Source organism: Streptosporangium sp. H13245 (genome assembly GCF_055690525.1).
Window position 1 is genome coordinate 218077 of record NZ_JBSZKT010000001.1, and the last position, 25957, is coordinate 244033.

Annotated in this window: 26 protein-coding genes and 1 tRNA gene; 13 read left to right on the plus strand and 14 right to left on the minus strand. The window is 70.0% G+C overall.

Annotated features, from left to right (window positions below):
• Positions 1 to 338 precede the first annotated feature (338 nt).
• A complete protein-coding gene (locus ACW9TB_RS01050; RefSeq protein WP_472745985.1) occupies positions 339 to 1121 on the minus strand; it encodes a Fic family protein in 783 nt (260 codons plus the stop codon).
• A gap of 358 nt (positions 1122 to 1479) precedes the next feature.
• Here ACW9TB_RS01050 and acs point away from each other — a divergent pair, with 358 nt between their 5' ends.
• The 4 genes from acs (at position 1480) to ACW9TB_RS01070 (ending at position 5827) form a co-directional block, all read left to right on the plus strand.
• Positions 1480 to 3465, plus strand: a complete 1986-nt coding sequence (gene acs, locus ACW9TB_RS01055; RefSeq protein WP_472745986.1) for an acetate--CoA ligase — start codon at positions 1480 to 1482, stop codon at positions 3463 to 3465.
• Positions 3466 to 4002: 537 nt separating this feature from the next.
• Complete coding sequence (locus ACW9TB_RS01060) at positions 4003 to 4470, plus strand: phage holin family protein (protein WP_472745987.1); 468 nt, start codon at positions 4003 to 4005, stop codon at positions 4468 to 4470.
• Positions 4467 to 5390 (plus strand): alpha/beta fold hydrolase, encoded by a 924-nt coding sequence (locus ACW9TB_RS01065; protein ID WP_472745988.1) that lies wholly within the window; start codon positions 4467 to 4469, stop codon positions 5388 to 5390. The genes ACW9TB_RS01060 and ACW9TB_RS01065 overlap by 4 nt, the downstream gene beginning before the upstream one ends.
• Positions 5387 to 5827: a DUF309 domain-containing protein gene (locus ACW9TB_RS01070; protein WP_472745989.1), complete on the plus strand. Its 441-nt coding sequence runs from the start codon at positions 5387 to 5389 to the stop codon at positions 5825 to 5827. The genes ACW9TB_RS01065 and ACW9TB_RS01070 overlap by 4 nt, the downstream gene beginning before the upstream one ends.
• Before the next feature lie 51 nt (positions 5828 to 5878).
• Here ACW9TB_RS01070 and ACW9TB_RS01075 read toward each other — a convergent pair whose 3' ends face one another.
• A complete protein-coding gene (locus ACW9TB_RS01075) occupies positions 5879 to 7078 on the minus strand; it encodes a MarP family serine protease (RefSeq protein WP_472745990.1) in 1200 nt (399 codons plus the stop codon).
• 72 nt (positions 7079 to 7150) lie between these two features.
• Here ACW9TB_RS01075 and ACW9TB_RS01080 point away from each other — a divergent pair, with 72 nt between their 5' ends.
• Positions 7151 to 7681 (plus strand): HEAT repeat domain-containing protein, encoded by a 531-nt coding sequence (locus ACW9TB_RS01080; RefSeq protein ID WP_472745991.1) that lies wholly within the window; start codon positions 7151 to 7153, stop codon positions 7679 to 7681.
• A 132-nt stretch (positions 7682 to 7813) separates the two neighbouring features.
• Here ACW9TB_RS01080 and ACW9TB_RS01085 read toward each other — a convergent pair whose 3' ends face one another.
• Together ACW9TB_RS01085 and nth are read right to left on the minus strand one after the other, a co-directional pair.
• Positions 7814 to 8458, minus strand: coding sequence for an NUDIX hydrolase (locus ACW9TB_RS01085; protein WP_472745992.1), 645 nt, complete (start codon positions 8456 to 8458; stop codon positions 7814 to 7816).
• Positions 8459 to 8558: 100 nt separating this feature from the next.
• Positions 8559 to 9278 carry an endonuclease III gene (gene nth / locus ACW9TB_RS01090; protein ID WP_472745993.1) on the minus strand — a complete coding sequence of 240 codons (720 nt, stop codon included), beginning with the start codon at positions 9276 to 9278 and terminating at the stop codon, positions 8559 to 8561.
• Positions 9279 to 9323: 45 nt separating this feature from the next.
• Here nth and ACW9TB_RS01095 point away from each other — a divergent pair, with 45 nt between their 5' ends.
• Positions 9324 to 10046, plus strand: a complete 723-nt coding sequence (locus ACW9TB_RS01095) for a Crp/Fnr family transcriptional regulator (RefSeq protein WP_329426616.1) — start codon at positions 9324 to 9326, stop codon at positions 10044 to 10046.
• A 90-nt stretch (positions 10047 to 10136) separates the two neighbouring features.
• Here the strand turns inward: ACW9TB_RS01095 and ACW9TB_RS01100 are convergent, their stop codons facing one another.
• From ACW9TB_RS01100 to ACW9TB_RS01115, 4 genes are all read right to left on the minus strand, one after another.
• On the minus strand, positions 10137 to 10934 hold the full coding sequence (locus ACW9TB_RS01100) for an MBL fold metallo-hydrolase (RefSeq protein ID WP_472745994.1): 798 nt from the start codon (positions 10932 to 10934) through the stop codon (positions 10137 to 10139).
• Positions 10931 to 11767, minus strand: coding sequence for an NUDIX hydrolase (locus ACW9TB_RS01105; RefSeq protein ID WP_472745995.1), 837 nt, complete (start codon positions 11765 to 11767; stop codon positions 10931 to 10933). Before ACW9TB_RS01105 ends, ACW9TB_RS01100 begins: the two co-directional genes overlap by 4 nt.
• Positions 11768 to 12258: 491 nt before the next feature.
• A complete protein-coding gene (locus ACW9TB_RS01110) occupies positions 12259 to 12717 on the minus strand; it encodes a RidA family protein (protein WP_472745996.1) in 459 nt (152 codons plus the stop codon).
• Positions 12714 to 12869: a DUF4177 domain-containing protein gene (locus ACW9TB_RS01115; protein ID WP_012887236.1), complete on the minus strand. Its 156-nt coding sequence runs from the start codon at positions 12867 to 12869 to the stop codon at positions 12714 to 12716. Before ACW9TB_RS01115 ends, ACW9TB_RS01110 begins: the two co-directional genes overlap by 4 nt.
• A gap of 428 nt (positions 12870 to 13297) precedes the next feature.
• Here ACW9TB_RS01115 and bagA point away from each other — a divergent pair, with 428 nt between their 5' ends.
• A complete protein-coding gene (gene bagA / locus ACW9TB_RS01120) occupies positions 13298 to 14302 on the plus strand; it encodes an ATPase BagA (protein WP_472745997.1) in 1005 nt (334 codons plus the stop codon).
• Positions 14299 to 15426, plus strand: a complete 1128-nt coding sequence (bagB, locus tag ACW9TB_RS01125; RefSeq protein ID WP_472745998.1) for an ATPase BagB — start codon at positions 14299 to 14301, stop codon at positions 15424 to 15426. Before bagA ends, bagB begins: the two co-directional genes overlap by 4 nt.
• Positions 15427 to 15626: 200 nt before the next feature.
• Here bagB and ACW9TB_RS01130 read toward each other — a convergent pair whose 3' ends face one another.
• A complete protein-coding gene (locus ACW9TB_RS01130) occupies positions 15627 to 15923 on the minus strand; it encodes a WhiB family transcriptional regulator (RefSeq protein WP_012887233.1) in 297 nt (98 codons plus the stop codon).
• A gap of 368 nt (positions 15924 to 16291) precedes the next feature.
• On the opposite strand from ACW9TB_RS01130, the gene ACW9TB_RS01135 reads away from it, so the two are divergent.
• A complete protein-coding gene (locus ACW9TB_RS01135) occupies positions 16292 to 18478 on the plus strand; it encodes a transglycosylase domain-containing protein (RefSeq protein ID WP_472745999.1) in 2187 nt (728 codons plus the stop codon).
• Between the two features lie 303 nt (positions 18479 to 18781).
• Here the strand turns inward: ACW9TB_RS01135 and ACW9TB_RS01140 are convergent, their stop codons facing one another.
• Positions 18782 to 19240, minus strand: coding sequence for a GatB/YqeY domain-containing protein (locus ACW9TB_RS01140; RefSeq protein WP_472746000.1), 459 nt, complete (start codon positions 19238 to 19240; stop codon positions 18782 to 18784).
• An 80-nt stretch (positions 19241 to 19320) separates the two neighbouring features.
• On the opposite strand from ACW9TB_RS01140, the gene ACW9TB_RS01145 reads away from it, so the two are divergent.
• The 4 genes from ACW9TB_RS01145 to ACW9TB_RS01160 all read left to right on the plus strand — a co-directional run bounded on the left by ACW9TB_RS01145 (position 19321) and on the right by ACW9TB_RS01160 (position 21991).
• A complete protein-coding gene (locus tag ACW9TB_RS01145) occupies positions 19321 to 20244 on the plus strand; it encodes a metallophosphoesterase (RefSeq protein ID WP_472746001.1) in 924 nt (307 codons plus the stop codon).
• Positions 20245 to 20277: 33 nt separating this feature from the next.
• A tRNA-Pro gene (locus ACW9TB_RS01150) sits at positions 20278 to 20351 on the plus strand.
• Positions 20352 to 20759: 408 nt separating this feature from the next.
• Positions 20760 to 21173, plus strand: coding sequence for a TIGR03668 family PPOX class F420-dependent oxidoreductase (locus ACW9TB_RS01155; RefSeq protein WP_472746002.1), 414 nt, complete (start codon positions 20760 to 20762; stop codon positions 21171 to 21173).
• Positions 21174 to 21190: 17 nt separating this feature from the next.
• Entirely contained in the window at positions 21191 to 21991 is an 801-nt protein-coding gene (locus ACW9TB_RS01160) for a GntR family transcriptional regulator (RefSeq protein WP_472746003.1), read from the plus strand.
• A gap of 28 nt (positions 21992 to 22019) precedes the next feature.
• On the opposite strand, the gene ACW9TB_RS01165 is transcribed toward ACW9TB_RS01160, so the two are convergent.
• The 4 genes from ACW9TB_RS01165 to ACW9TB_RS01180 form a co-directional block, all read right to left on the minus strand.
• On the minus strand, positions 22020 to 22511 hold the full coding sequence (locus ACW9TB_RS01165) for a type II toxin-antitoxin system RatA family toxin (RefSeq protein ID WP_472746004.1): 492 nt from the start codon (positions 22509 to 22511) through the stop codon (positions 22020 to 22022).
• A gap of 59 nt (positions 22512 to 22570) precedes the next feature.
• Positions 22571 to 24142, minus strand: coding sequence for an aldehyde dehydrogenase family protein (locus ACW9TB_RS01170; protein ID WP_472746005.1), 1572 nt, complete (start codon positions 24140 to 24142; stop codon positions 22571 to 22573).
• Between the two features lie 143 nt (positions 24143 to 24285).
• Entirely contained in the window at positions 24286 to 24780 is a 495-nt protein-coding gene (locus ACW9TB_RS01175; protein ID WP_472746006.1) for a GNAT family N-acetyltransferase, read from the minus strand.
• Positions 24781 to 24914: 134 nt separating this feature from the next.
• Entirely contained in the window at positions 24915 to 25865 is a 951-nt protein-coding gene (locus ACW9TB_RS01180; RefSeq protein ID WP_472746007.1) for a LysR family transcriptional regulator, read from the minus strand.
• Positions 25866 to 25957 lie beyond the last annotated feature (92 nt).

A 25957-nucleotide genomic window follows, 5' to 3' on the forward strand; every position in this document is an offset into this window, starting at 1 on the left:
TTAATGTCCCCCGATCTGTAAAGGACTTGCCCCCGGGGGTTCCCATCAGGGCGGATCGGACGTACAAAGGTTTCACGGACCAGTTGTCCGGGCACGGCCGCCGAGTACCCACGCGCCGCCAGCCGCGGGAGGCGCGCTGTGGCGGGCTTGCCCCGCTCCAGCGATTATCAGGTGCACGCTTGGTAACTCGGTCGGGACGTGTCGGCGACGGCGCCCCACACCAGGGGCGCCGTCGGTACGTGAGGGCGACCCCTCCGGATGTCCGTAATCGGTGACGCTCGGTAATCAGTCGTGCGGCTCACCGTCGCTCACGGGCCCGGCCAAAGACCCGCCCGAGGTCAGCCGCGCTGCATGGCCTCGCAGATCGCCGTGGCCTCGCGCACGCCCAGCGTGACCGCCGACGCGCAGTGCCGCACCCAGGCGGCGACGCCCTCGGGGGTGCCGCTCAGGTACGACCGCAACCCCTCCCCGTAGGCGGGGCCGAGTTCGAGGTGCCCCACCTCGACGGCCACCAGCGACTTCGGGTCGAGGCCGAACTCCACCAGCGTCAGCCGTTCCGCCGCCCGCGCGACCACCCCGTCCGCCGTACCGAACGGGCGCAGCACGGCCAGTTCCGCGTGTACGACGGCCGCGAGCACCAGCGCGGGGGCCTTCGAGGAGGCCGTCACCAGCTGGACCAGCCCGTCCACCCGCGCCACCGCCTCCTGCGGTCCGGGTGCGGCCCCCAGGCCGAGCGGGTCGGGCGCCGCGACGGTGGCCCTGGGGCGGCCGAGGTCTCCCGCGCCTCCGGTGAGCCCCGAGGCGGCGAGCGTGTGCAGCCTGGCCAGCACCTGCCGGGGCGCCGCGCGCCAGGTCGCGCCAAGCCGTCCCAGCTCGGCCGAGACGCGCAGCGCGCCCTGCACCACGGGATCGGTGACCTCGGGGATGACGTCGAGGGGCACGTCCACGCCCTCCAGGGCGGCTGACGCGCGGGCGCCGCGCAGCGCGGACCTGGCCGACACCTCCGGGCTCTTACGCCGCAGCACGCGGTGCCCGTAGAGCCGGTCGACGGCCTTGCGCGCGTCGGTGACCGCCTCGGACACTCCGGGCATTCCCGCGATGACAGCCAATGGGTCGCTCACGCTGCCCGACCCTATCGGGGCCGCGCGACGAGACTCCGGCCAGGCCGCGAAGCACCCGGCCCTCCGGAACCCCCAGAGACCTGGAAGCCCCGGGAACGGCGGGCGAACCGTTCACCGAGCGCATGACACCGCCCGGCGCACCGCCCCGCCAACGCGCGTTGAATAACGCCGTCCACCTTCCTACGGTGTCGAAAACGCAACCTTTCGACGTTGATTCCCTCCATAAATAAGGCGTTTTCCATGCGTATGGTCTCCCATCACCGATTGGTACAGACCTGTCTAGACCTCTTGTGGCGGACACGGGTGGCCTGGTGAAGTGGGACACGACCTGTCGATAGCAGTACGTGAGGAGTGCGTAGTGGCCCCGGAGAACCCTGGTTCCGAGTCGCGTGAGACCCAGGAGACGCTGTCGAACCTGCTGCACGAGACCCGGCGGTTCGCACCTCCTGCCGACCTGGCCGCGGCCGCGAACGTGACCGCCGACGCCTACGCGGAGGCCGAACGGGACCGCCTCGCCTTCTGGGAGAAGCAGGCCGACCGCCTGGCCTGGTCGAAGCGCTGGGACACCACCCTTGAGTGGAACCCGCCCTTCGCCAAGTGGTTCGTCGGCGGCGAGCTCAACATCGCCTACAACTGCGTCGACCGCCATGTGGAAGCGGGGCGCGGTGACAAGGTCGCCTACCACTGGGAGGGCGAGCCGGACGGCGACACCCGTACGCTGACCTACGCCGACCTGCTGCGCGAGGTCTCCAAGGCCGCCAACGCGCTCCAGGAGCTGGGCGTCGGCAGGGGAGACCGGGTCGCGATCTACATGCCGATGATCCCCGAGCTGCCGATCACGATGCTGGCCTGCGCCCGCATCGGAGCGATCCACTCGGTGGTGTTCGGCGGGTTCTCCGCGAGCGCGCTCAGCGGCCGGATCCTGGACGCGGACGCCAAGCTCGTGGTCACCGCAGACGGCGGCTACCGCCGCGGCGCGCCCAGCGCGCTCAAGCCGACCGTGGACGAGGCGGTCAAGGAGTGCCCCGGCATCGAGCACGTCCTCGTCGTGAGGCGGACCGGCCAGGACGTCGACCAGACCGACAAGGACGTCTGGTGGCACGACGTCGTGGACCGGCAGTCCGACGTCCACGAGGCGCGGCCGAACGGTGCCGAGGACCCCCTCTACATCCTCTACACCAGCGGGACGACCGGCAGGCCCAAGGGCATCCTGCACACCACCGGCGGCTACCTCACCCAGGCCGCCTACACCCACAACGCGGTGTTCGACCTCAAGCCCGAGACCGACGTCTACTGGTGCACCGCCGACATCGGCTGGGTGACCGGCCACTCCTACATCGTGTACGGCCCCCTGGCCAACGGCGCGACCAGCGTCATCTACGAGGGCACCCCGGACACCCCGCACCGCGGCCGGTTCTGGGAGATCGTGCAGAAGTACGGGGTCACGCTGCTCTACACGGCTCCGACGGCCATCCGTACGTTCATGAAGTGGGGCGACGACATCCCCGCCAAGTACGACCTGTCGTCCCTGCGGATCCTGGGCAGCGTCGGCGAGCCGATCAACCCCGAGGCGTACGTCTGGTACCGCGAGCACATCGGCGGCAACCGTACCCCGGTCGTCGACACCTGGTGGCAGACCGAGACCGGCGCCGTCATGATCAGCCCGCTGCCCGGCGTCACCGAGGGCAAGCCGGGCGCGGCCATGCGCCCGCTGCCGGGCATCACCGCCGACGTGGTCGACGACCAGGGCCGGAGCGTGGGCAACGGCGGTGGCGGCTACCTCGCGATCCGCGACCCGTGGCCGTCGATGCTCCGCACGATCTGGGGCGACGACCAGCGCTACATCGACACCTACTGGTCCCGCTTCGAGGGCATGTACTTCGCGGGCGACGGCGCCAAGAGGGACCAGGACGGTGACATCTGGCTGCTCGGCCGGGTGGACGACGTCATGCTCGTCTCCGGGCACAACATCTCCACCACCGAGGTCGAGTCGGCGCTGGTCTCCCACCCGAAGGTCGCCGAGGCGGCCGTGGTCGGCGCGACCGACCCGGTGACCGGGCAGGCCATCGTGTCGTTCGTGATCCTGCGCGGCAACGCCGAGGAGGGCGCGGACATCGCGGCCGAGCTGCGCGCCCACGTGTCCAAGGCGCTGGGCCCGATCGCGAAGCCGCGCCAGATCCTCGTGGTCCCCGAGCTGCCCAAGACCCGCTCCGGCAAGATCATGCGGCGTCTCCTGCGTGACGTGGCGGAGAACCGCAGCGTCGGCGACGTCACCACCCTGGCCGACAGCACGGTGATGAACCTCATCTCGGAGAAGCTGCCCAGCGCCAAGAGCGAGGACTGAGCGGACCGAGACACCCGGGTGGGCCGGAAACGCGGCCCACCCGCGGCGGCCGGGCCTTCTGAACGGTCCGAGCCCCCGCGAAAAACCCTCCGTGGGCAGGTCTGACACCGGACGTGGCCGAAAGCGTCGGCGACGTCCCCGGTGACAGGGAATCGCGCCCGGCAGGCGATGTTCGCCGGGCCGCCGCCGGGGTAGCTCCCGGCCCGTTGACATCATCCTCACGGCCGCGGGCCACAGAAACCCCTCATCGGCCGGGGTCGCCCCGGCCGAAACCTCAAGCGGGGGTGGGCCTGTGATGCAGGTTCTCACCACCGGACAGCCGAGACCTCACCAAACCGGTGCAGTCCCACGCCTCCCTTCCTCCCCGGGACTAAAGTCTGAAGTCTTGACGACACAGGTATTTGATGACACGTACGCGATGACCACCGGCGTGCTCGCGGCGCCGGTTCCGGCGACGATTCCGCTGCGGGTGTGCGTGCGCGACCGCCTCAGCGCGCAGCATGATGTTCGACAAAGGCCCTCGATAGGAGATCGTCCATGACACACATCCCGCCCGCGGAACCACAGGAGGAGTCACTGGGCGCGCTGGTCGCCGCCGCCAGCGACCACATATCCACCCTGGTCCGCGCCGAGATCGAACTGGCCAAGGCCGAGTTCAGGTTCGACGCCAAACGGGTCGGTACGGCGGCGGGGCTCTTCGGCGCGGCGGCGTTCATGGCCCATCTGTGCCTGATCCTCGCCTCCTTCACGATCGCCTACGCCCTGGTCGCCGCGGGCCTGTGGACCTGGGCCGCCTTCCTGATCGTCACCGTGTTCTACCTGCTCGTGGCCGGGTTGCTGGTCTTCATCGGCATGCGGCGACTCAAGGGCCTGACCGGGATGAAGCGGACACTGCGCTCGCTCAAGACCATCAAGAGCGGCGAGCACGACCCCGCCCTCGACGCGGCTCCGGTCACGGCGGGCCGGGCGGGCGGCCATCGCGACCCGGTGAGACCGGGCCAGTGAGCAGGCCCGACGAATCCCTGGTCGGGGTCGAGGGCCCCTGGACCCACCGTTCCGTCCACGCGGGCGGCACCCGCTTCCACGTCGTGGAAGCCGGTACGGGCCCCCTCGTGCTGCTGCTCCACGGGTTCCCGCAGTTCTGGTGGAGCTGGCGCAACCAGCTCGTCTCGCTTCCGGCGGCGGGCTATCGCACCGTCGCCGTCGACCTGCGGGGCTACGGGGCCAGCGACAAGCCTCCGCGCGGCTACGACCTGCACACCCTGGCCGCCGACGCGGCCGGGCTGATCCGGGCGCTGGGCGAGACCGGTGCGATCGTCGTCGGCCACGACTGGGGCGGGCTGCTCGCCTGGACCATGGCCGTGACGGATCCCAAGGCGGTCCTGCGGCTGGTCCCGGTCTCGGCGCCGCACCCCCGCCGCCTCCGCGCCACGCTGTTCACCGAGCCCTTCGGCCAGCTCAGGGCGGCCCGCTACGCGCTGGGCTTCCAGCTGCCGCTGCTTCCCGAGCGACGCCTCACCGCCAACTCCGGCGCCAGGGTGGGTCGGCTGCTCGACCAGTGGTCCGGTCCCGGCTGGCCCGAGGAGGACGTGGCGAAGACCTACCGCGACGCGTTCCGCATCCGCAACGTCTCGCACTGCGCGCTGGAGTACCACCGCTGGTTCGGCCGCTCCCAGATCCGCCCGGACGGATGGCGCTACGCGCGGACCATGCGTACCCAGATCAACGTGCCGACCCTGCAGTTGCACGGCGCGCTCGACGGGCACATCCTGCCCCGCACCGCCCAGGGCTCCGGCCGCTACGTCGCGGCCCCCTACCGGTGGCGGCTGATCGAGGGCGCCGGGCACTTCCCGCACGAGGAGCGTCCCGAGGAGTTCGACGCCGAGCTCGTCGCCTGGCTGTCCGACCCGGAGCCCGACCGGTGAACGGACGAGACCGGGATCCCGACGGGAGGCCCCGCAACCAGCGTCCCCGCGACGCGTTCGGACGTCCGCTGCCCCACGGCGCCGAGGGCGTGGAGCGCGTCCCCGACGACTACGCGCCGAGCGCCGAGGAGGCCCTCTCCGAGGCACGCCGCCTGCTCGGCGAGGGGCGGCCGTTCCACGCCCACGAGGTGCTGGAGGGCCGCTGGAAGACCTCCCCCGAGGAGGAACGCGAGCTGTGGCAGGGGCTGGCGCAGATCTGCGTCGGCCTCACCCACCTGCAGCGGGGCAACCGGCGCGGGGCCGCCACGCTGTTCGCGCGGGGCGCCGACCGGATCAGCCGCTACGGCCCGCCGTACGAGCGGATCGCCGGGACCGCCCACGGGCTCGACGACCTGGAGGCCGAGGTGGCCATCGCCAGGATCAGGGCTCTTCTCTGACCTTCCTCTCTCCGCCACCCGGCCGCAGCGAGGGCAGAGAAGGGGAGAAAGCTAGTTCTGGTCGCACTCCTGGGTGTCGACCTGGTTGAAGAGCCTGGAGCCGTCCTCGGCGTCCGGCGCGACCTCCGCGGCGGTGAGCACGTAGCCGGTCTCCTGCTGGTCGAGGGCCGCGGCGAAGACGACACCGTAGACCTTGCCGTCGGTGGTGAGCAGCGGGCCGCCCGAGTTGCCCTGGCGGACCACGCCGCGGATGGCGTACACGTCGCGGACGACGGTCTTGCGCTCGTAGATGTTGAGGCCCTTGGCCTTCTGCTGCACCCGGATGCGGGCCACGTTCATGGTGTAGCCGTGGCCGTGCGGGAATCCGGCGACGATCGCGTCGTCACCCTTCTCCGCGGTGCCGTCGAAGCGCAGGATCGGCATGTTGAGCCCGGTGACGTGGAGGATCGCGATGTCGCGGTCGGGGTTGTAGAGCACGACCTTGGCCGGGTGGGTCTTGTTGAGGTAGTCGGTGACCTGCAGCCCCTGGTTGACCCCGGCGACCACGTGCGCGTTCGTCATGATCTTGTTCTGGGCGTAGACGAACCCGGTGCCCTCGATGTGCTTGCGGCAGCTCGTGGCGACGCCCTGGACCTTGACGATGCCCCGGCGCGCCCGCGTGAGCTGTTTGTTGCCCTTCGCCACGCTCTGGTCGGGCGGTGAGACGTCGACGAGCTGGCCGCCCCCGATGGCGTCGAACACCTTGGGGAAACCGGAGGTGTCGATGAAGTTCTTGAACGGGACCTGCAGGTCCTTGGCCGCGCTGGGCAGCGTCTGGTCGACCGTGCTCAGCAACAGGGACCTGTTGACCTGCTCACTGATCAGGGTGAACTGCGACGACGCCAGCAGCGAGCCGATCAGCCACGCGATGATCAGCACGGAGAAGGCGCTCGCGAAGGTGCCGCCGACCGCGTCGACGACCTTGGCGGGCTCCCAGGTGACATGGCTGCGGACCACCGCGCCGATCGTGGACGAGGCGAACTGCCCGACCGTGGCGGCGAGGAAGACGATGACGATCGCCAGCAGGGCACGCTCGGTCTCACCGTCGACGACGGCTCCGGCGATGGGCGGGGCGACGAACATGCCCAGCAGCCCACCACCGACAAAACCGACAAAGCTCAGGGCTCCGATGATGAACCCCTGGCGGTATCCCGACACCGCGAAGGCCACCATCAGCGCGATCAGGATGAGATCGAGGAGATCACCGCTCACTCCCTTACGGTATCCAGCCGCCGCCCCGCGCGTGCACACCTTCCGTGAGGTCTCTGCGGTTATCGTGGCCGGATGGCGATGATCGGAGGGGCGGCGGCGGTGGAGTCTCTCATCGAGACCGCGCTGCGGGAACGAGATCAGGAGGGCGCGGCTCGCTGGCGCGCGATCACCCAGCTGCAGGAACGCGGCGATCTGGAGACCTTCACCGCGGCGCGAAGACTGTGCTCGGGGAGGACCACCGCCGAGCGGATGCTCGGGGTCGACATCCTGGGACGGCTCGGATTCGTCGACCGGACGCTGCCGGTGCTCCGCGCCATGTCCGTCCGGGAGGACGACTGCCTGGTGCTCTACTCGGTGCTGATCGCCTTCGGTCACCTCAGGGACCGCCGCGCGCTGCCGTCGGTGATCGCCCTCGCCGAGCACGGCGACCCCCGGATCAGGTACGGGGCCGCCTACGCGCTGCCGAACATCATGGGCAGCCCGCCCGACCCGACGGGCCTGGCCGCGCTGCGGCGGCTCACCCTCGATCCCGACGAGGACGTGGCCGACTGGGCCCGCCTCGGCCTCGCCCTGTCGACGGGCCGCGAGGTCGAGGACACCTGAACGGGACTGCGGGATCGAGGTCGTCTCAGCGGGACGCGAGGTTTCGTCTCAGCGGGACACGAGGTTGAGGACGGTCTCAGCGGGGCGCGAGGCTGAGGACATCTGAACGGGACCGCGAGATCGAGGACGGTCTCAGCGGGACGCGAGGTTGAGGACGTCGGGCGGGATGTCCTCGACCCGTGACCGGTCCCAGGGAAGCTCGAAGCCCGAGCCGCCGAGCACCCCGTCGAGCACCCCCGCGGTGAACCCCCACACCAGCAGCCCGCGCACCCGGAACGCCGGTCCCAGGTAACCGCTCGGGTGGCGCAGCCTGATCCGGTTGGCCGGGTCGACGAGCTCGCGGATCGGGACCCGCTCCACCGACTCCACCTCGTCGGGAGAGGCCGCGTGCACCACGCAGGGCGTGTGCCACCAGGCCAGCACCGGGGTGACCCGGTTGTCGCTGTGGCTCACGTACAGCTCGGGCATGGTCCCGAGCACCCGGACGCCCGCCGGGTCGAGACCGGTCTCCTCGCCCGCCTCGCGCAGCGCGGCGGCGATCGGGCCGTCGTCCTCGGGGTCGACCCCGCCGCCGGGGAACGCGGGCTGTCCCGCGTGCCTGCGCCCGCGCGAGCTTCGCTGGATGAGCAGCACGTCCGGGCCGAGCGGCCCCTCGCCGAAGAGCAGGAGCACCGCCGCCGCCCGCCCTCCGGAGGCCGGGGGGCGGAATATCGAGGGCACCGGCGCTCCCGCGACCCGCTCCGCCAGCGTTTCCAACCACCCAGGAACCTCTTCCACGGGCACACCTCCGGTTTTCTGCAACACGGTGTCCCGCCCCGCGCTTCCCGGTGTCCGCGGATCCGTGGACACCGGCCGTCCGGCGACGGTCAGGGGAGGATCACGAGAAGGGGCCGGGACGCACCAGCTTGGCGGCCTGGACCGGGTCGACCGGGCCGATTCCGTACGAGGGGCAGAGCGCGGCGAGCGGGCAGACGCCGCAGGCCGGTTTGCGGGCGTGGCAGACGCGGCGGCCGTGCCAGATCAGGCGGTGGGACATCATCGTCCAGTCGCGCTTCGGGATGAGCGCGGCGACGACGTGCTCGATCTTCACCGGATCGGTCTCCGAGGTCCAGCGGAAGCGGTGGGTGAGCCGCTGGAAGTGGGTGTCGACGGTGATGCCGGGCACCCCGAAGGCGTTTCCGAGCACGACGTTGGCCGTCTTGCGCCCGACTCCGGGCAGGGCCACCAGGTCCTTGAGCTTCCCGGGGACCTCGCCGCCGTGGCGCTCGCACAGGGCCTGGGCCATGCCGACGATGCTGGTGGTCTTGGCGCGGAAGAAGCCGGTGGGCCGGATGATCCCCTCCATCTCGGCCCGGTCGGCACCGGCATAGTCTTCTGCTGTGGGATATTTTGCAAAAAGGGTAGGAGTGACTGTATTAACCCTTTTGTCCGTGCACTGGGCGGAGAGGATCGTCGCGACCAGCAATTCGAGAGGATCACGGAAGTCTAGCTCGCAGTGGGCGTCAGGATAGGTCTCCGCCAGGATCCGGTCCATTCGACGAGCTCGACGGACCAGGGCAAGCTGGGATTCACCACCGGGGCTGACGTTGCGAAGCACTCCGACAGCCTACGCTCAAGGCCCCCCGGAGAGTGGCGCGGTGGGATGGGTCACAATGACTGCGTGAGCCGTGAAACAGGAGGCACTGTGAACTCCGACGACGTGCTGGGCAAGGCCCCTCTGTTCGCCGCGCTCGACCGTGAGAGCGCCGCCGCGCTGCGCACGAGCATCTCCGAGGTGGAGCTGTCCAAGGGGCAGACCCTCTTCAGCGAGAACGAGACCGGAGACCGCCTCTACGTGGTGCTCGAAGGAAAGATCAAACTCTCCCGCACCTCACCGGACGGCCGGGAGAACCTGCTCAGCGTGCTCGGTCCGAGCGAGATGTTCGGCGAACTGTCCCTGTTCGACCCCCGTCCCCGAACGGCGTCGGCCACCGCGCTGACCGACGTCCTCCTGGCCGGGCTCGGACACGACGACCTGCGGCCCTGGCTGACCGGCCGCCCCGAGGTCGCCCTCCATCTGCTGCGGGCCCTGGCCCAGCGCCTCCGCCGTACGAACGACGTGCTGGCCGACCTGGTCTTCACCGACGTGCCGGGCCGGGTGGCCAAGGCCCTGCTCGACCTGGCCGAGCGCTTCGGCCAGCGCATCGACGACGGCGTACGGGTCCACCACGACCTCACCCAGGAGGAGCTGGCCCAGCTGGTCGGCGCCTCGCGGGAGACCGTGAACAAGGCGCTGGCCGACTTCGCCCAGCGAGGCTGGCTGCGCATCGAGGCCAAGGCCGTGGTCATCATGGACCTGGAGCGGCTGCACAACCGCTCGCGCTGACCCGGGAAGGCCCGGGAGGGCCCGGGAGCCCGGGGGGACGAATCACTCGAAAAAGGACCGTTCCGAGAGACCGGGCCCCCGGAAGCGGGTCTAACCGTCGAGGTAGGCGAGCTGCGCGCGGACCGACATCTCGGCGGCGGGCCAGAGCGACCTGTCCACGTCCGCGTAGACGATCTCGACGACCTCCCGGGGCGTCACCGCCCCCTGGCGCCGCGCCTCCCGGATCTGGTCCAGTCTGCGCCGCCGGTGCGCGACGTAGCCGTCGAGGGCGCCGATCGGGTCGGGCAGCACCGGGCCGTGGCCGGGCAGCAGCGCCTCGGCCCCGACCCGCTCGGCCCTCGCCCGGAGCAGGTCGAGGGAACGCAGATAGTCGGCCAGGTCGCCGTCAGGGGCGATCACGGTGGTACCACGGCCGAGCACCGTGTCGCCGGTGAGGATCGCCCGGTCCTCCGGCAGCCAGAAGCACAGCGAGTCGAACGAGTGGCCGGGCGTGCCCACGACGTGCACCTCCAGGTCCCCGACCGTGATCACGTCACCGTCGCCGAGCCCCTCCTCGCCCAGCCGGTGCGCGGGATCCAGGGCCCTGACGGGCGCCCCGACCAGCCCGGCGAACGTCGCGGCGCCGCCGCTGTGGTCGTGGTGGCCGTGGGTGAGCAGGATGGCGGCGACCCGGCGGCCCTCCAGGTACCCGGCTACCCGCGCGAGGTGCCTGTCGTCGTCCGGTCCCGGGTCGACGACCAGCACCTCCTCCCCGGGCTCCTTCAGGCCGATCACCCACGTGTTCGTGCCGTCCAGGGTCATCTCGGAGGGGTTGGGGGCGAGGAGGTTGAACGCGTGGTCCGTACCGGCCCCGTCGGGTCCCTCCAGGGGGATCCGCAGCCCGCTCACCGCGCGCCGAACCGGTAGTCGTCGTCGAGCACGATGCGCATCTCCCCGTCCACTTCGGCGATCTTCGGCATGAAGGTCACGATCTCACGCTCGGCCGCGAGCGCCTCGGGCACCTTCTCGTAGGCGCTCAGCTCGGTGAGCGTGCGGTGCGTCGGGGGCATCAGGAAGATCCGGCCCGCCCCGCCCTGGTCGAGCGCGTCGGCGGGCCGTACCCAGGCGACCTGGTCGGCCTCGCCGCCGACGTCGCGGGTGAGCTGGCCCGGCGGGAGCGCCGCGACGAAGAACCGGGTGTCGAAGCGCCTGGTCTCGACCTCGGGGGTGATCCAGTGCGCCCAGGGACGGAGCAGGTCGGAGCGGAGGACCAGGCCGCGCCTGCCGAGGAAGTCGGCGAAGGACAGGGTCTTGCCGATCAGGGCGAGCCGGTCGGCCTCCCAGTCGTCGCCGGTGGTGTCGGACACGACGGACTCCGCGGACGGCCCGGCCAGCAACACCCCCGACTCCTCGAACGTCTCCCGTACGGCGGCGCACACCAGGCCCCGGGCGGTCCGCTCGTCCGCGCGGAAGATCTCACCCCAGGCGGCCGGAGAGGGGCCGGACCAGGTGATCACCTGGTCGGTGTCGCGCGGGTCGACCGACCCGCCGGGAAAGACGTAGGCCCCGGCGGCGAAGGCCATGCTCGCCTTGCGCCGCAGCAGGTAGACCTCCAGCCCGTCGGCGTCCTCACGCAGGACGGCCACGGTGGCGGCGTCCCGGGCCGGTACCGGGGCGACCCGCCCGGCCAGGATGTCGCGTGCGCGCTCGCCCAGCTCACCGGGAAGCGGGATACCGCCCATTGAGACCCTCCGCCAGAACACCGCTCGGTTTCAGATCCATCATGTGGCACGCGGTCCACCCCGGACAATCACGGTCCACCCCGGACAACCACGGCCCGCACCGGACGATCCCAGACCCACACCGGACAACCACGACACCGCCCCGGACGACCACGGCCCGCACCATACGATCCGGGGCCCGCACCGGACAACCACGACACCGCGACAGTCACGGGTCCACACCGGCCGACCACGGCCCGCACCGGCGCCTCACGGCATCGTCCCCGGCAAGCACTGCACACCCGGGCGACGTGCCCGCACGGCCCCCGCCGGGCCCCCACGGCACCCGTACGACCCCGGCGAGCCTCACCCGCCCCGAGGACCCCACCCGCCGACGGCGGGCCACACCGGGCCACCAGGGGCCTTCTCCGCCTCCGTCAGCCCCGAGGCCGCCGGGGCTTCCCGATCTCCAGGGCGCCCTGGCGGCTTTCCGGGGCACCCTGGCGACGACCTCAGCGAACCTCGGCGATCACCTCGACCTCGACCGGCGCGTCCAGCGGGAGGACCGCTACACCGACCGCGCTACGGGCATGCCTGCCCGCGTCGCCGAGCACCGCCGCGAGCAGGTCGCTGGCGCCGTTGACGACCTGCGGCTGGCCGGTGAAGCCGGGGGCGCTGGCCACGAAGCCGACCACCTTGACGATCCGGACGATGTTCGACAGCCCTCCGGCCGCCGACGCGATCGCGGCGAGGGCGTTGAGCGCGCACACCCTCGCGAGCTCGTACGCGTCCTCGACGTCCACCTCGGCGCCAACCTTCCCGGCGGCCACCAGCTTGCCGTCCACGATCGGAAGCTGCCCCGAGGTGTAGACGTGATCACCGGAACGTACTGCCGGGACATACGCCGCCAGCGGCGGCACCACCTCCGGCAGGACCAGGCCGAGTTCCGCCAGTTTCTCCTCGGCCGTCACTGCTTGGGCCGCTTCAGGTACGCGACCAGCTGCTCGGGGTTGGGACCCGGCACGACCTGGACGAGCTCCCAGCCGTCCTGGCCCCAGTTGTCGAGAATCTGCTTCGTCGCGTGGACCAGCAGCGGCACCGTCGAGTACTCCCATTTCGTCATGCGGGACACATTAGCGAGACCACCACCGGCGAGCGGCCCACCGCACCCCCTCAACCCCGACCCCCCCCCGACACCCCCGCCCACCCCCGGCCCGCCTCCCCCACCGCCGGAACGGACCCGACGATCAAGGTGGCTCGCTGTGAGAATCTGCATATTTACTTTCCGCATTCGATCGATTAGCGAGATGGCCATGTACGGTTCGCCGGACCGCGCGCCGGGTCCCCGGTGGGCCCGCACCCGGCGCCCGCGGCCCGCGCGGCCCCGGCGAGCAGGGAAAACGGCGACGGAGACGCTCGACGGAGGCCCCCGGGACAGGCGCCGGGGACCGGGCGGGCCCACCCCCGCCCGCCGGGGAGCGCCAGCACCGGGCGGTCTCCGGGGGAAGGCGCCGAGGAGTTGTCAAGTACCCGTTGGGTAGCCTTCGAAGGGTGAGAGCTCGCGACACCGATTGGGACGGCGTACGCCTTCACGTCGTCACCGGCAAGGGCGGCACCGGCAAGACCACGGTGGCCGCCGCACTCGCGCTCGCCCTCGCGGCGGGTGGCAGAAAGGTCCTGCTGGTCGAGGTCGAGGGCCGCCAAGGGATCTCCCGGGTCTTCGACCTGCCACCGCTGCCGTACGAGGAGCGCAAGATCGCCGTCGCGCCCGGCGGCGGGGACGTCTACGCGCTGGCCATCGACGCCGAGGAGGCCATGCTCGAATATCTTGAGATGTTCTACGGCATGCGCAGGGCGGGCAGGGCGCTCAGCAAGATCGGCATCGTCGACTTCGCCACCACCATCGCCCCCGGCTTCCGCGACGTCCTGGTCACCGGCAAGACGAGCGAGGCCGTCCGGCGCAAGGGCAAGGACGGCAAGAGGATCTACGACGCGGTCGTGCTGGACGCGCCGCCGACGGGCAGGATCGCGCGCTTCCTCAACGTCACCAACGAGGTCGCCGGGCTGGCCAGGGTCGGCCCGATCAAGAACCACGCCGACCTGGTGAACGGCGTCGTGTCCTCCCCCGAGACCGCCGTGCACTTCGTCACGCTCCTGGAGGAGATGCCGGTCCAGGAGACCCTGGACGGCCTGCGCGAGCTCCGGGCCGCAGGGCTCCCGCCCGGCGGGATCTTCATCAACATGATCCGCGAGTCGCTGCTCCCCGCCCCCGTCCTGGACGCCGCCGCCGAGGACAGGTTCGACCCGACCGAGCTGGTGCTCGGCCTCAAGGCCGCCGGGCTCACCGACGGCGGCTCCGCCGCGGTCGCGGTGGCCGAGGCCCTCACCGAGGAGATCGCCGAGCACGCCCGCCGCACCGAGTTGGAACGGCACGAGAGGGTGGCGCTGGACAAGGCCGCCCGCCCCCGCTACGACCTGCCGCTGCTGGCCGACGGGGTGGACCTGTCGGGGCTGTACGAGCTGGCGGAAGCGATCCGCACCCAGGGAGCAGCGTGAAGACCCCTCCGTTCCTCGACCTCGACGCGATCATCGACGATCCGAACACCCGGATCGTCGTCTGTTGCGGCTCCGGCGGCGTCGGGAAGACCACCACCGCCGCGGCCCTGGGGCTGCGCGCGGCCGAGCGCGGCCGTTCCGCCGTGGTGCTCACGGTCGACCCCGCGCGGCGGCTGGCGCAGTCGATGGGGCTCACCGAGCTCGACAACACCCCCAGGCCCGTCATGGGCGTCGAGGGGAAGGGCCGCCTGCACGCCATGATGCTCGACATGAAGCGGACCTTCGACGAGATCATCGAGGCGCACGCCGATCCCGAGCGAGCCCGTCAGATCCTGACGAACCCCTTCTACCAGTCCCTGTCGTCCAGCTTCTCCGGCACGCAGGAGTACATGGCGATGGAGAAGCTGGGCCAGCTCAGGCGGTCGGACGAATGGGATCTGATCATCGTCGACACCCCGCCGTCCCGCTCGGCGCTCGACTTCCTCGACGCTCCCGAGCGGCTCGGCCGGTTCCTCGACGGCAAGCTCATCCGGCTGCTCATGCTTCCCGCCAAGGCCGGGGGGCGCAGCGCGTTCAAGCTGTTCAACGCCGGTTTCGGCATCGTCGCCGGGGCGCTGACCAAGCTGCTGGGCGCGCAGGTGCTCAAGGACCTGCAGACGTTCGTGTCCGCGCTGGACGCCGTCTTCGGCGGTTTCAGGGCGCGGGCGGAGCAGACCTACCGGCTCCTGCAGGCCCCGGGGACGGCGTTCGTCGTCGTGGCCTCACCTGAGCGCGACGCGATGCGCGAGGCGTCCTACTTCGTGGAGAGGCTGGCCGAGGAGCGCATGCCCCTGGCGGGCCTCGTGATCAACCGGGTGCACCGCTCGGCCGCGTCCATGCTGTCGGGGGCGCGGAGTACCGCCGCCGCGGAGGACCTGGAGTCGCGCGGCGAGCACGAGCTCACCTCCGCCGTGCTGCGGTTGCACGCGGGACGGATGCAGCTGGCCGCTCGCGAGCAGCGCGAGGAGGAGCACTTCATCTCCGCCCATCCCACGGTGCCCGTCGCGCGGGTCCCCGCCATGTCGCAGGACGTGCACGACCTGGAGGGACTGCGCGAGGTGGGCCACCTCCTGGCGGCCCGCTAGAAAACCCGGCCGCCCGCCGGAAGCCCTGGCAGCTCGCTGGAAACACCGGAAAAGCCTCACCGGAAGACGCCGCCTCGCTGGGAGACGAGCCTCCGGGAGGCCGGGCGGGCCCGGGAACGCGCATGGCGGCGCGCGTTCCCTGCCCGTGACACGCATGTACGGCTGGCGCCCGGCGCCAGCCGTACGGGATCGGCGCGAACTCAGCCGGCGATCAGCTCGTTAGTCCGCTCGTACTCTTCTTTGGCCAACTCCAGCAGGTCCCGCCAGGAGTCGACATCCGGTCGCCGACGCAACAGCGCCCGGCGTTCGCGCTCGGTCATCCCGCCCCAAACCCCGAACTCGATGCGATTGTCCAGCGCATCGGCGAGGCACTCGGTCCGGACCGGGCATCCTCGGCAGATCAGCTTCGCTCGGTTCTGGGCAGCACCCTGAACGAACAAAGCGTCAGGATCCGCACCCTTACAGGCCGCACGGGAGGTCCAATCCGTGATCCACATTCGACCCCACTCCCCTTTAGGTGGTCAGTCGTGACTTGGGCCGACGGGCGCGGGCGTCGGGCCTCGGTATTCAATTGCTGCAGAAAGAGAACGTACGCAACCAGACGTTCGGGCCGACAGACCCCGGCGGGACCAAATTCTCACATGGTCATCCACGGCCATCTGGCCGGGAATGACTAGTCACCTGCCTGAGATACAGGACAAAGCCAAGCTAAGATGGCGATCCGTTACCGTTTGCGTCATCCGTCCGACGTACCCTGGGACTCGTGCAAGCTCAAGGCAAAGACCAGGGGTCTGTGATCCGCGCTGCCGGTAATGTGCTGAAGTTGGTCGGCGCGGCGGCTGTCACGGGTGTGCTTGCCGCCGCCGTGGCACTTCCGGCAGTGGGCGGCGCGGGGATGACGGTGAACGCGGCGGCCGACGAGCTGCGTCTCCTCCCCGAGGAGCTCAAGGAGCCCCCCCTCGCCGAGAAGACCACCCTGCTCGACGCCGACGGCAAGCAGTTCGCCCAGTTCTACTTCGAGAACCGCGAGTCGGTGAAGCTGGACGAGGTCGCCGACGTCATGAAGACGGCGATCGTGGCGATCGAGGACTTCCGGTTCTACGAACACGGGGCGATCGACCTTGAGGGCACCTTCCGCGCGGCCGTGAAGAACGTCTCCGGCGGCGGGGTCGTCCAGGGCGGCTCCTCCATCACGCAGCAGTACGTCAAGCTCGTGCTGGTCAACGCCGCGGAGACCAAGGAGGAGCAGGACGCCGCGATCGCTCCCACGCTCTCCAGGAAGCTGAACGAGCTGCGCTACGCGCTCGCCATCGAGGAGAAGTACACCAAGTCGGAGATCCTTGAGCGCTATCTGAACATCTCCTACTACGGCGCGGGCGCCTACGGCATCCAGGCCGCGTCCCGGCGCTTCTTCAACAAGCCGGCCTCGAAGCTGGCCCTGTGGGAAGCGGCTACCCTCGCCGGTGCCGTGCAGAACCCGAGCGTGACCGACCCCAGCGCGGGCAAGGCCTCCCGCGACCGGCTGCTGGAGCGGCGCAACATCGTGCTGAGCCGGATGGCCGAGCTCGGCAAGGTCACCCCGCAGGAGGCGGAGGAGGCCAAGAAGAAGAAGCTCGGCTTCAAGAACATCGAGGCCCCCGGCGGCTGCGAGGAGAGCGCCTACCCGTACTTCTGCCTCTACGCGCGGCAGGAGATCGCGACGAACGAGGACTTCGGCAAGACCCGCAAGCAGCGCGAGAGGCTGTTGCAGCGAGGCGGCCTGGTCATCAAGACGACGCTCGACACGAAGGCGCAGAAGGCCGCGGAGAAGGCGATCAAGGAGTACGTCAAGACCAGCGACAAGCCGGTCGCCGCGCAGGCGATGATCGTCCCCGGTACCGGAGCCGTCAAGGCGATGGCCGCCAGCCGCAACTTCGGCAGGAACAAGAAGAAGAACGAGATCAGCTACAACCTCGTCGGCGACCGGGCGCACGGCGGCGGGGCGGGCTTCCAGGCGGGCTCCACGTTCAAGCCCTTCACCCTGCTGACCGCCCTGGACCAGGGCCTGAAGCTGGAGGACGGCTTCGGCACCGGTTCCGGCTACCGGGCGCCCGGCAAGAGCGCGTTCCGCGACTGCAAGGGCAACGGGGTCGGCGAGCCCGACCACGAGGTCAAGAACTCCAGCGAGGGCGGCGGCGGGTTCAAGACCCTGACCAGCGGCACCCTGGGCTCGGTGAACACCTTCTTCATGCGCCTGGAGCAGGAGGTCGGCCTCTGCGAGACGGTCAAGATGGCCAAGAACCTGGGCATCAAGCGCGCCGACGGCAGGGCGTTGAAGGAGTTCGAGACCTTCACCCTCGGCATCAACGAGATGGACCCGGTGACGGTCTCCGCCGCCTACGCGACGATCGCCGCCCGCGGCACCTACTGCAGGCCGATGGTGATCACCGAGAGCACCGACCGCGACGGCAAGGAGACCTCGTACAAGCCGAAGTGCAAGCAGGTCCTGGACGAGGAGGTCGCCGACGCGGCCAGCCACATCATGTCCGGGGTCTTCACCAAGGGCACGATGACCGAGGTCGGCGGCATCGGCCGTCCGGCGGCGGGCAAGACCGGCACCACCGACGCCTACACCGCCGCCTGGTTCGCCGGGTTCACCCCCGACCTCGCCTCCGCGGTCAGCCTCGGCGACCCGCGCGGCGCCTTCAAGTACGACCTGACCGGCGTGACCATCGGCGGGCGCTACTACAGCTACGTGTACGGCGCCTCGATCTCCGGGCGGATCTGGAAGGACTCCATGCTCGGCGCGCTCAAGGGGGTCGAGGCGACCCCCTTCACCCCGGTGAACATGGAGCGCTTCGGCGGCTGCTCCTCCGGCCGGTGCGCGCCCAAGCCTCCGCCGAAGCGTGACGGCGACGGTGACGGCCCCGGCGACGGCCGGGGTGACAACGGCGACAACGGTGACAACGGCGACGGCCCGTTCGGACCGGACAACGGCGGCAACCAGGAGGTCAACGACGGCTTCCCGATCGGCCCGAACGGCGGCGCCCCGATCGGCCCGGCCGCCCCGTAGCGGCGCCGAAGCCCCAGGAAACACCGGAGCCCTCCTCGCCGGACCCCTCGAAGGTCCGGTGGGGAGGGCTCTCGCCGTACGGCCCCGTGGGGCCGCGCGTCTCAGCGGGTGGAGCCGATCCGGCCAGAGCGACCGAATCGCCCGAGCCGTCTGAGCCGCGGATCATCCCGGGTCGCGGGTCGTCTGGGTCATCCGACCGCGGATCATCCGTTTCGCGGGTCGTCCATGTCGCGGGGCGTCCGAATCATCCGGGTCACGGTTCGTCCGAGCCGTCCGAATCATCCAGGTCGCTGATCGTCCGGGTCAGGATGCCGCCAGACGGGCCCGTACGGCCTGCGCGACGCGACCGCCCTCGGCGCGTCCGGCGACCTTCGGGTTCACGATCTTCATGACCTGGCCCATGGCCTGCGGCCCGGTGGCACCGCTCTCGGCGACGGCCTCCTCCACGAGCCCGGCGAGCTCCTCGTCGGACAGCTGCGCGGGCAGGTACGCCTCCAGCACGGCCTGCTCGTCGACCTCCGCCTGGGCCTGCTCCACCCGGCCGGCACCGCTGAACGCCTCGGCCGCCTCGCGACGCTTCTTGGCCTCCTTGGCCAGCACCTTGACGACCTCGTCGTCGCTGAGCTCGCGTGCCGTCCTGCCCGAGACCTCTTCGACGTTCACGGCCGCGAGGGCCATGCGAATCGTGCGGGTGCGGATCTCGTCCCTGCTCTTCATGGAGGCCGTGAGATCGGCCTTCAGCTTGTCCTTCAGTGCGCTCATGATGTCCATCTTGCCGCCTCACCAGCCCCGCTGTATCCCGAGTTTCCGTTCGAGGGCCCGATCTCGGGCATGATGAGAAGGTGAGGAAAGCAGCCGCGGTGCCCCTGTCCCTGTTCGGCGTCGGCCTGGCCGGCCTCGCGTACGCCTCGGTCGTCGAGCGCAACGCGTTCCGGCTGCGCCGCTTCGACGTGCCCGTCCTGGAGCCGGGGCAGCGGCCGGTGCGCATCCTCCACCTGTCCGACCTGCACCTCACTCCCGGCAGGCGGATGCTCATCAACTGGGTGCGCTCGCTGGGGGCCCTCAATCCCGACCTGGTGGTCAACACCGGCGACTCCATCGCGCACCCCGACGCGATCACGCCTCTCATGCACGCCCTGGAGCCCCTGCTGTCACGCCCGGGTCTGTTCGTCTACGGCTCCAACGACATGTACGAGCCCCGGCCGAAGAATCCCACGCGTTACCTCTGGCGCACCTCCAAGGCCGACTACGGCCAGAAGATCCCCAACCTCCCCTGGGAGGAGCTGGGCTCGGCCATGGCCGCCGAGGGCTGGCTCGACATGAACAACACCACCGCCCGCCTCAAGGTCGGCGATCTCGACGTGGCCGTGGGCGGCATCCACGACTCCCACATCAACCTCGACCGCTACGACCTGATCGCCGGTCCCGCCCCGGCGGCGGCCGACCTGCGGCTGGGCGTGATGCACTCGCCCGAGCCCCGCAACATGACCCGTTTCGCCGCCGACGGCTACCAGCTGCTGCTCGCCGGGCACACCCACGGCGGCCAGCTCTGCGTCCCCTTCTACGGCGCCCTGGTCACCAACTGCGGCATCGACCGGGCCCGCGTCAAGGGCCTGAGCCGCCACGACTCCGCCTACCTCCACGTCTCCGCCGGTCTCGGCACCAGCCCCTACGCCCCGGCCCGCTTCGCCTGCTATCCCGAGGCCAGCCTCCTGACCCTGATGCCCCGCCGCCGTGGCGACGCAAGCACCCACGAAGTCCGCTAGACTTTTCCAAGCACGAGCAAGACCGCGTGTGACCGGGGTGTGGCGCAGCTTGGTAGCGCGCTTCGTTCGGGACGAAGAGGCCGCAGGTTCAAATCCTGTCACCCCGACGTCGAATGTCCCGAAGTAGAGGGCCTGATCCGCTAGATGGATCGGGCCCTTCTGCTGTTCCCGGGAGATATCCGGGAGACGATCTTTTGCATCACACAGAAGGCCCCCGTCCGGTTGCAGCCGGGTGATCACTTGGCGGACGTCAGCCGAGTTGTCCAGCGGGGAGTGCTTGCCGTTCGGGCTGTTTTCGCAGGCAACCCGGTCGAGGCGCGGATCGATCCGCCAGTCCAGGTATCGGAGATCGGCACGCTCGGGTCGGGCGGCGCAAAGTTCACAGGGGTGCTCATGCGACTTGAACCCTCCGACGGGATGGCGGCCTCAGCGTAGCCTCTTGCATATGCAAGTTGCCTTTACACATGACCCACTTGGGTATGCATGCTCACTCTGGATGCCCTATCAATGAGTTCATGGATCACATCAAGGCTCGCCAGCTCATGACTGAACAGCGCGTCGCCAGGTTGGCCACCGTCAGCGCCGCCGGTACCCCACACCTCGTACCTGTCACCTTCGCCATCGACGAGGACCGGATCGCGATCGCCATCGACCACAAGCCGAAGACGACCATGAACCTCCGTCGTCTGCGAAATATCTTGGAGAACCCGGCGGTATGCATCCTCGTGGATCACTACGACGACGATTGGACACAGCTGTGGTGGGCTCGCGCCGACGGCCAGGCCTCCATCGTGGAAGCGGGGGATATTCGGCAGGCCGCGCTCGACCTGCTCGCGCGGAAATACAGCCAGTACCGAGAGCGCACGCCGGAGGGGCCGGTGATCGTCATCACGGTCGACCGCTGGTCCGGATGGGCCTATTCGGAGTAATACCTGACGGGAATACGATGACGCACACCTGCGAGAAAGGTACCGAGGTGGGGCAGAGGGTATATCCGTTCCGGCGCATAACCGATGATCTCCGTGAGGAGATTCTCGACGGGCGGCTGGCGCCGGGTGCCCGGATCCCATCCGAGCATGAACTGGCAGCTCGATACGAGACCACGCGCGCCACAGTTCGGAAAGCCATCGCGCTGCTGCGGGGTGAAGGCCACATCGCCAGTTCGCAGGGCAGCGGTTCCTACGTCCGATCCCGGCCATCGCTGTTGATGGTTTCCACCGGCAGCCAGTGGCGGGCCCGCCGCGATGGCGGGTCCGCGCCACTCAGTGCGGAGATGGCCGACCAGGGGCACGAGATCGAGCAGCGTCTCCTGGACGTCAACGAGATGCCTGCGGCACAGGACGTCGCCGAGTTGCTCGGGCTGAATGTCGGTGATGTGGTCATCGTTCGTCAGCGTCAGGTGCTCATCGACGGCGAGCCGATGCAACTCAGCACCGCGTACTACTCGGCGGCGATCTTCGGCGGGACGGCGGCGGCCGAGCCTCGCCGGATCCGGGGCGGCGCGCTGGGATTGTTCGAGGATGAGCTGGGTGGGCGGATCATCCGGTTCGTTGAAAGGCTGTCGATCCGGATGCCGACGCCTCCGGAGGCGGCCGAGTTGAAACTGCCCTCGGGCGTACCGGTCGCGCGGACCGTGCGGGTGGCTTACGACGATCGCGGTTACGCGGTCGAAGCCCTGGATTCGGTGGTTCCCGGTGACGCGTACACCTTCGAGTACGTGATCGACGTGCCGCCACCGGAAAGCTGAGCCGCGGTCGTTCGACCGGCAGGACTGTTCAGCGGACCGCGGCGCCCGGGATCCCCTCCGGCAGGTCCCGGAGGTGGTGGCCGCCGGCCGTGACGCGGACCGGGCCTCCGGCGGCGAACATGATCTGGTGTGCGCTGCGGAGCAGCACCCGCCCGACGGCCGAGTCGATCGCCCCCGCGAGGTGCGGGACGCTCGTGCTGTAGCTCACGTCGAACACGATCTCGCAGCCGTCGGGGACGTCCGTGCTCGTCCACACCCCCTTGAGATGCTGGAAATCCCCGCGTACCTGCTCGAACTCGATGCGGTACGGCCCCGGGCCGTCTCCGGACGCCCGGCTGCGCTGCACCCACCGCGCCGTGCCGCCGCGGAAGGCCAGCACCCATTGGCGGAGCCCGTCGCCGGTGTCGGAGACGGAGACGATGTCACGGGCGTACGCGGGGAACGCCTGCTCGTCGCCGAGCCGCTCGATCACCTCGGCGGCCGTCGCCGGCACCGTGGCCTTCAGAATGCGAGATGTCATGACGCGTGCTCCTTGTCGGTCCGCCGTCGTTCCACCGTTGGTTCGCTGTCAGCCCGTCGTCAGCCCGCCGGGCGGATGACGCTGACGCCCTGCAGGCGTGTGGTGCGCAGCATGGGGTGGCTCGCCTCTCCGAAGACACCGCCGGTGAGACCGGGCCCGCCCTGGTTGGGAAGGAAGGGCAGGAAGGCGGTGTGCGAGTCGTTGACCTTCAGGTTGCCGCCGTTGACGACCCCCTCCAGGAACCGCTCGATCGCCGGAGTCCCTGTCGACCAGAAGGAGTTGCGCAGGCCGTACGCGTTGGCGTTCACGAAGGCCAGCACCTCCTCCAGCAGGGCGTCGTCCTCCGTGCCCGCCTCGGGGACGATGATCGGCAGAAGCGGGAAGAACGTCTCGTCGCGGACCACCGACAGCGATCTGGCGTCCCGGAGCCCGTCGACGCGGACGATGCCCGGCTCGACGAAGAACCCCGTGCCGGATGGCGATCCGTCCACTTCGAGGCGACGGCCGCCGTGGACCAGCTTCGCGCCCTTGGCGAGCGCCTCTTCCAGGCAGCCGAAGAACCGGTCGATCCCGAGGACCGGGGTGAGCACCACACCGGCCTCGTCCGGATATCCGGGCCGGATCTTCCCGGTGGCCACGACCAGCCGTTCGATGAGCTCGTCCGCGATCGCCGGATGGGCGACCACCTGGTTGGGCACGTTGCAGATCTGGCCGGAGTTCGTGGTGAACCTGACGAGGTTCTGCACCGCGGCGTCCAGGTCGGCGTCGTGCCACACCACGCAGCAGTCGTTGCCCGCGAGCTCCAGGATCGGCTTCTTGCCCGCGGCGATGCAGTCGGCCTCGAACTCGATCCCCTTCTCGCTGCCCCCGAAGTAGAGGACGTCGTCGACATGCTCGCTGGCCAGCCAGGCGTCGAGCATGGGCGGCCCGCAGAGGGCGTTGAGCGTTCCCGGCGGCGCCCCCGCCTCTTCGAGGACCGGCGCCACGATCTCCCGCATCGCGTACATGCAGCCGAGGGCGACTCCCCTCGGCGCCCGTACCACCACGGTGTTACCGGCGAGGAGGGCGGTGAGGCCGTTCAGGGCGTTGACCGCCGCGGCGTTCTGGGGCGGGTTGACGCAGACGACCCCGTCGGGAACGCGGCGCAGGATCATCTCGCGGTCGCCGTCCCACCGGCGGAACTCCATCTGCCCGGCGCACCATTCGAGGGTCTCCTTGCCCCAGCTGGTGAACGGGAGCTCGTCGATCATGTTCTCGGCCGCGGAGCGTGGGGTGCCCTCGGCGACGAGGATCTCGACGAGGGGGTCGCGGTGCTCAAGGATCCTTTCCGCGACGCGGCGCCCGATCTCGATTCGCTCGCCGAGCGGGACGCGTCTCCATTCGGGGGCGGCGCGGGCGGCCGATTCGAGGGCGAGGGCCATCATGCTCTCGTCGGCGACGACGCACGCCCCCGCGACCCGTTCCCCCGCCGCGTCCGGATCGGTGGTTCCCAGGTCGAGGTCACGCTTGAGCCGCAGGCTGGAGAAGGTGTCCTCGATAATGGCCCGGGCGGTGAGTGTGTGAACGAACCGGGCGTTGTCGCCTGTGACATCTCGGCCATCGATGTAGGCGGGGTAAATCCCGAACTTCACATTTCCTCCTCCGCTCGACCTGACCACGGCTGATATTCACGCTAGGCGGGGCAATACCGTGGATCAACGGGTGCGTCATAAGGGATTCTTATCGGGCCCGAGAACCATTCCTTATTGGGCCGTTGGGCTCGATAATGTTTCGCCTACGACGACCCGGGAGCGGCGGGGTCGGCCATCCGCAGCCAGACGTAACCGACCGGCTGGGAGACGTTCCACTCCGCAGCCAGGTGGGCGTCGACCGGCAGGAAACCGGCTCCCCGGTAACACCGCAGGGCCCGGTCGTTGTCCGGGTGCACGCGCATGAAGACGTCCGCGTAGCCCGCGTCCCGGGCCAGCGCGGCCAGTCCCCGCACCAGCTCCCGCCCGATCCCCCTGCCACGGGCACCAGGGGCCACGATGATCCGGGCGAGCTCGATCTCGTCCTCCTCGGTGTCGATCCACAGCTCCCCGTAGCCGAGCGGGCCCTCGTCCGCCAGAAGCACGTGGGAGCGTACGTCCTCTCCCTCCTGCCAGCCGGTGACGACCCGCTCCGGCAGGGGGAACTCGTGCCGTCCGCACCACATCGTGACCTCCCGCGACGAGGCGGGCCAGCCCGCGACCGTGGCCGCGTACGGCGCGGTGAAGGGCAGCAGATTCATATCCGATCCATTCGTCACGGCATCCGGTGGAGGCGACGGTGCGGCACACCATTTTCGTGTGGCTCTTTTTCTCCCGCTCCGCCATTGACATAAAACATTCTAATAAAACCTTCCACACGCAGGAGGAACGGTGTCTACGGGCCGTTCTTTCGCACCGGCGGGCCGGACAGATAGCCGTGCAGCAGCCGGTCCAGGACCGCGCGCATGTCGACGCCGCGGGCGGCGTCCAGGAGGGCGCGCGCCAGCACGGACTCGGGGGTACGGTCGGCGACGACCAGGCCGACCCGGGGCGCCCGCGACGGATTCTCCATCCGGACCACCCGCATCCCGTCGGGCACGCCGAACATGTGCAGCCAGGGGTGCGCGATCACGCTGGACCAGCGGTGGGTGGCGACATGGGCGTACAGCGCCGAGACGGTGTCGGTCTCGATCGCCGGTACGACGACGGCACCGGCCTCGGCGAAGATCTCGTCCAGGATGCGCCTGTTCCGCATCTGCGGTGCCAGCAGGCACAGCGCGAGCGTGGCCACCTCGGCCCAGCGCACCACGTCGCGACCGGCCAGCTCGCCGTCGTCCGGGGTCAGCAGCAGGTAGCGCTCCTCGTACAGCGGCGCCGTCCGCACGTTTCCCAAAGGGTCGCCGTCCAGATAGGTCATCGCGATGTCGAGATCGAACTCGGCCAGCCGCCGGGTGATCTCGTGCGACGACAGCGACTCCAGCGAGACCCGGACGTGGGGGTGGCGCTCGCAGAACGGCGTGGTCAGCAGTGGCGCGACGGTCAGCGCGGTGGGGATGGCTCCCATCCGCAGGGTGCCCGACAGGCTGCCCCGCATCGTCGAGAGATCGTCGAGCAGCGCGTCGCGTTCGGCGAGGATCCGGTGCGCCCACAGCAGCACGTGCTCCCCCTCGGGGGTGAGCCCGGCGAACCGGCGGCCCCGGTGCACGACGGGGACGCCCAGCTCACGCTCCAGTTTCCGGATCGCCGCCGAGAGGGACGGCTGGGAGACGTGGCAGGCGGCGGCCGCCCGAGCGAAGTGCCGCTCGCGGGCCAGCGCGACGAGATACTCCAACTGGCGCAAAAGCACGCCACAGCATGCCCCCATCCTGCCTGCCCCGTCTACACCGCGGGTCCGCGAACTCCCCGCGACACGGGCGGACATGAGCGAGGCGTACGCGA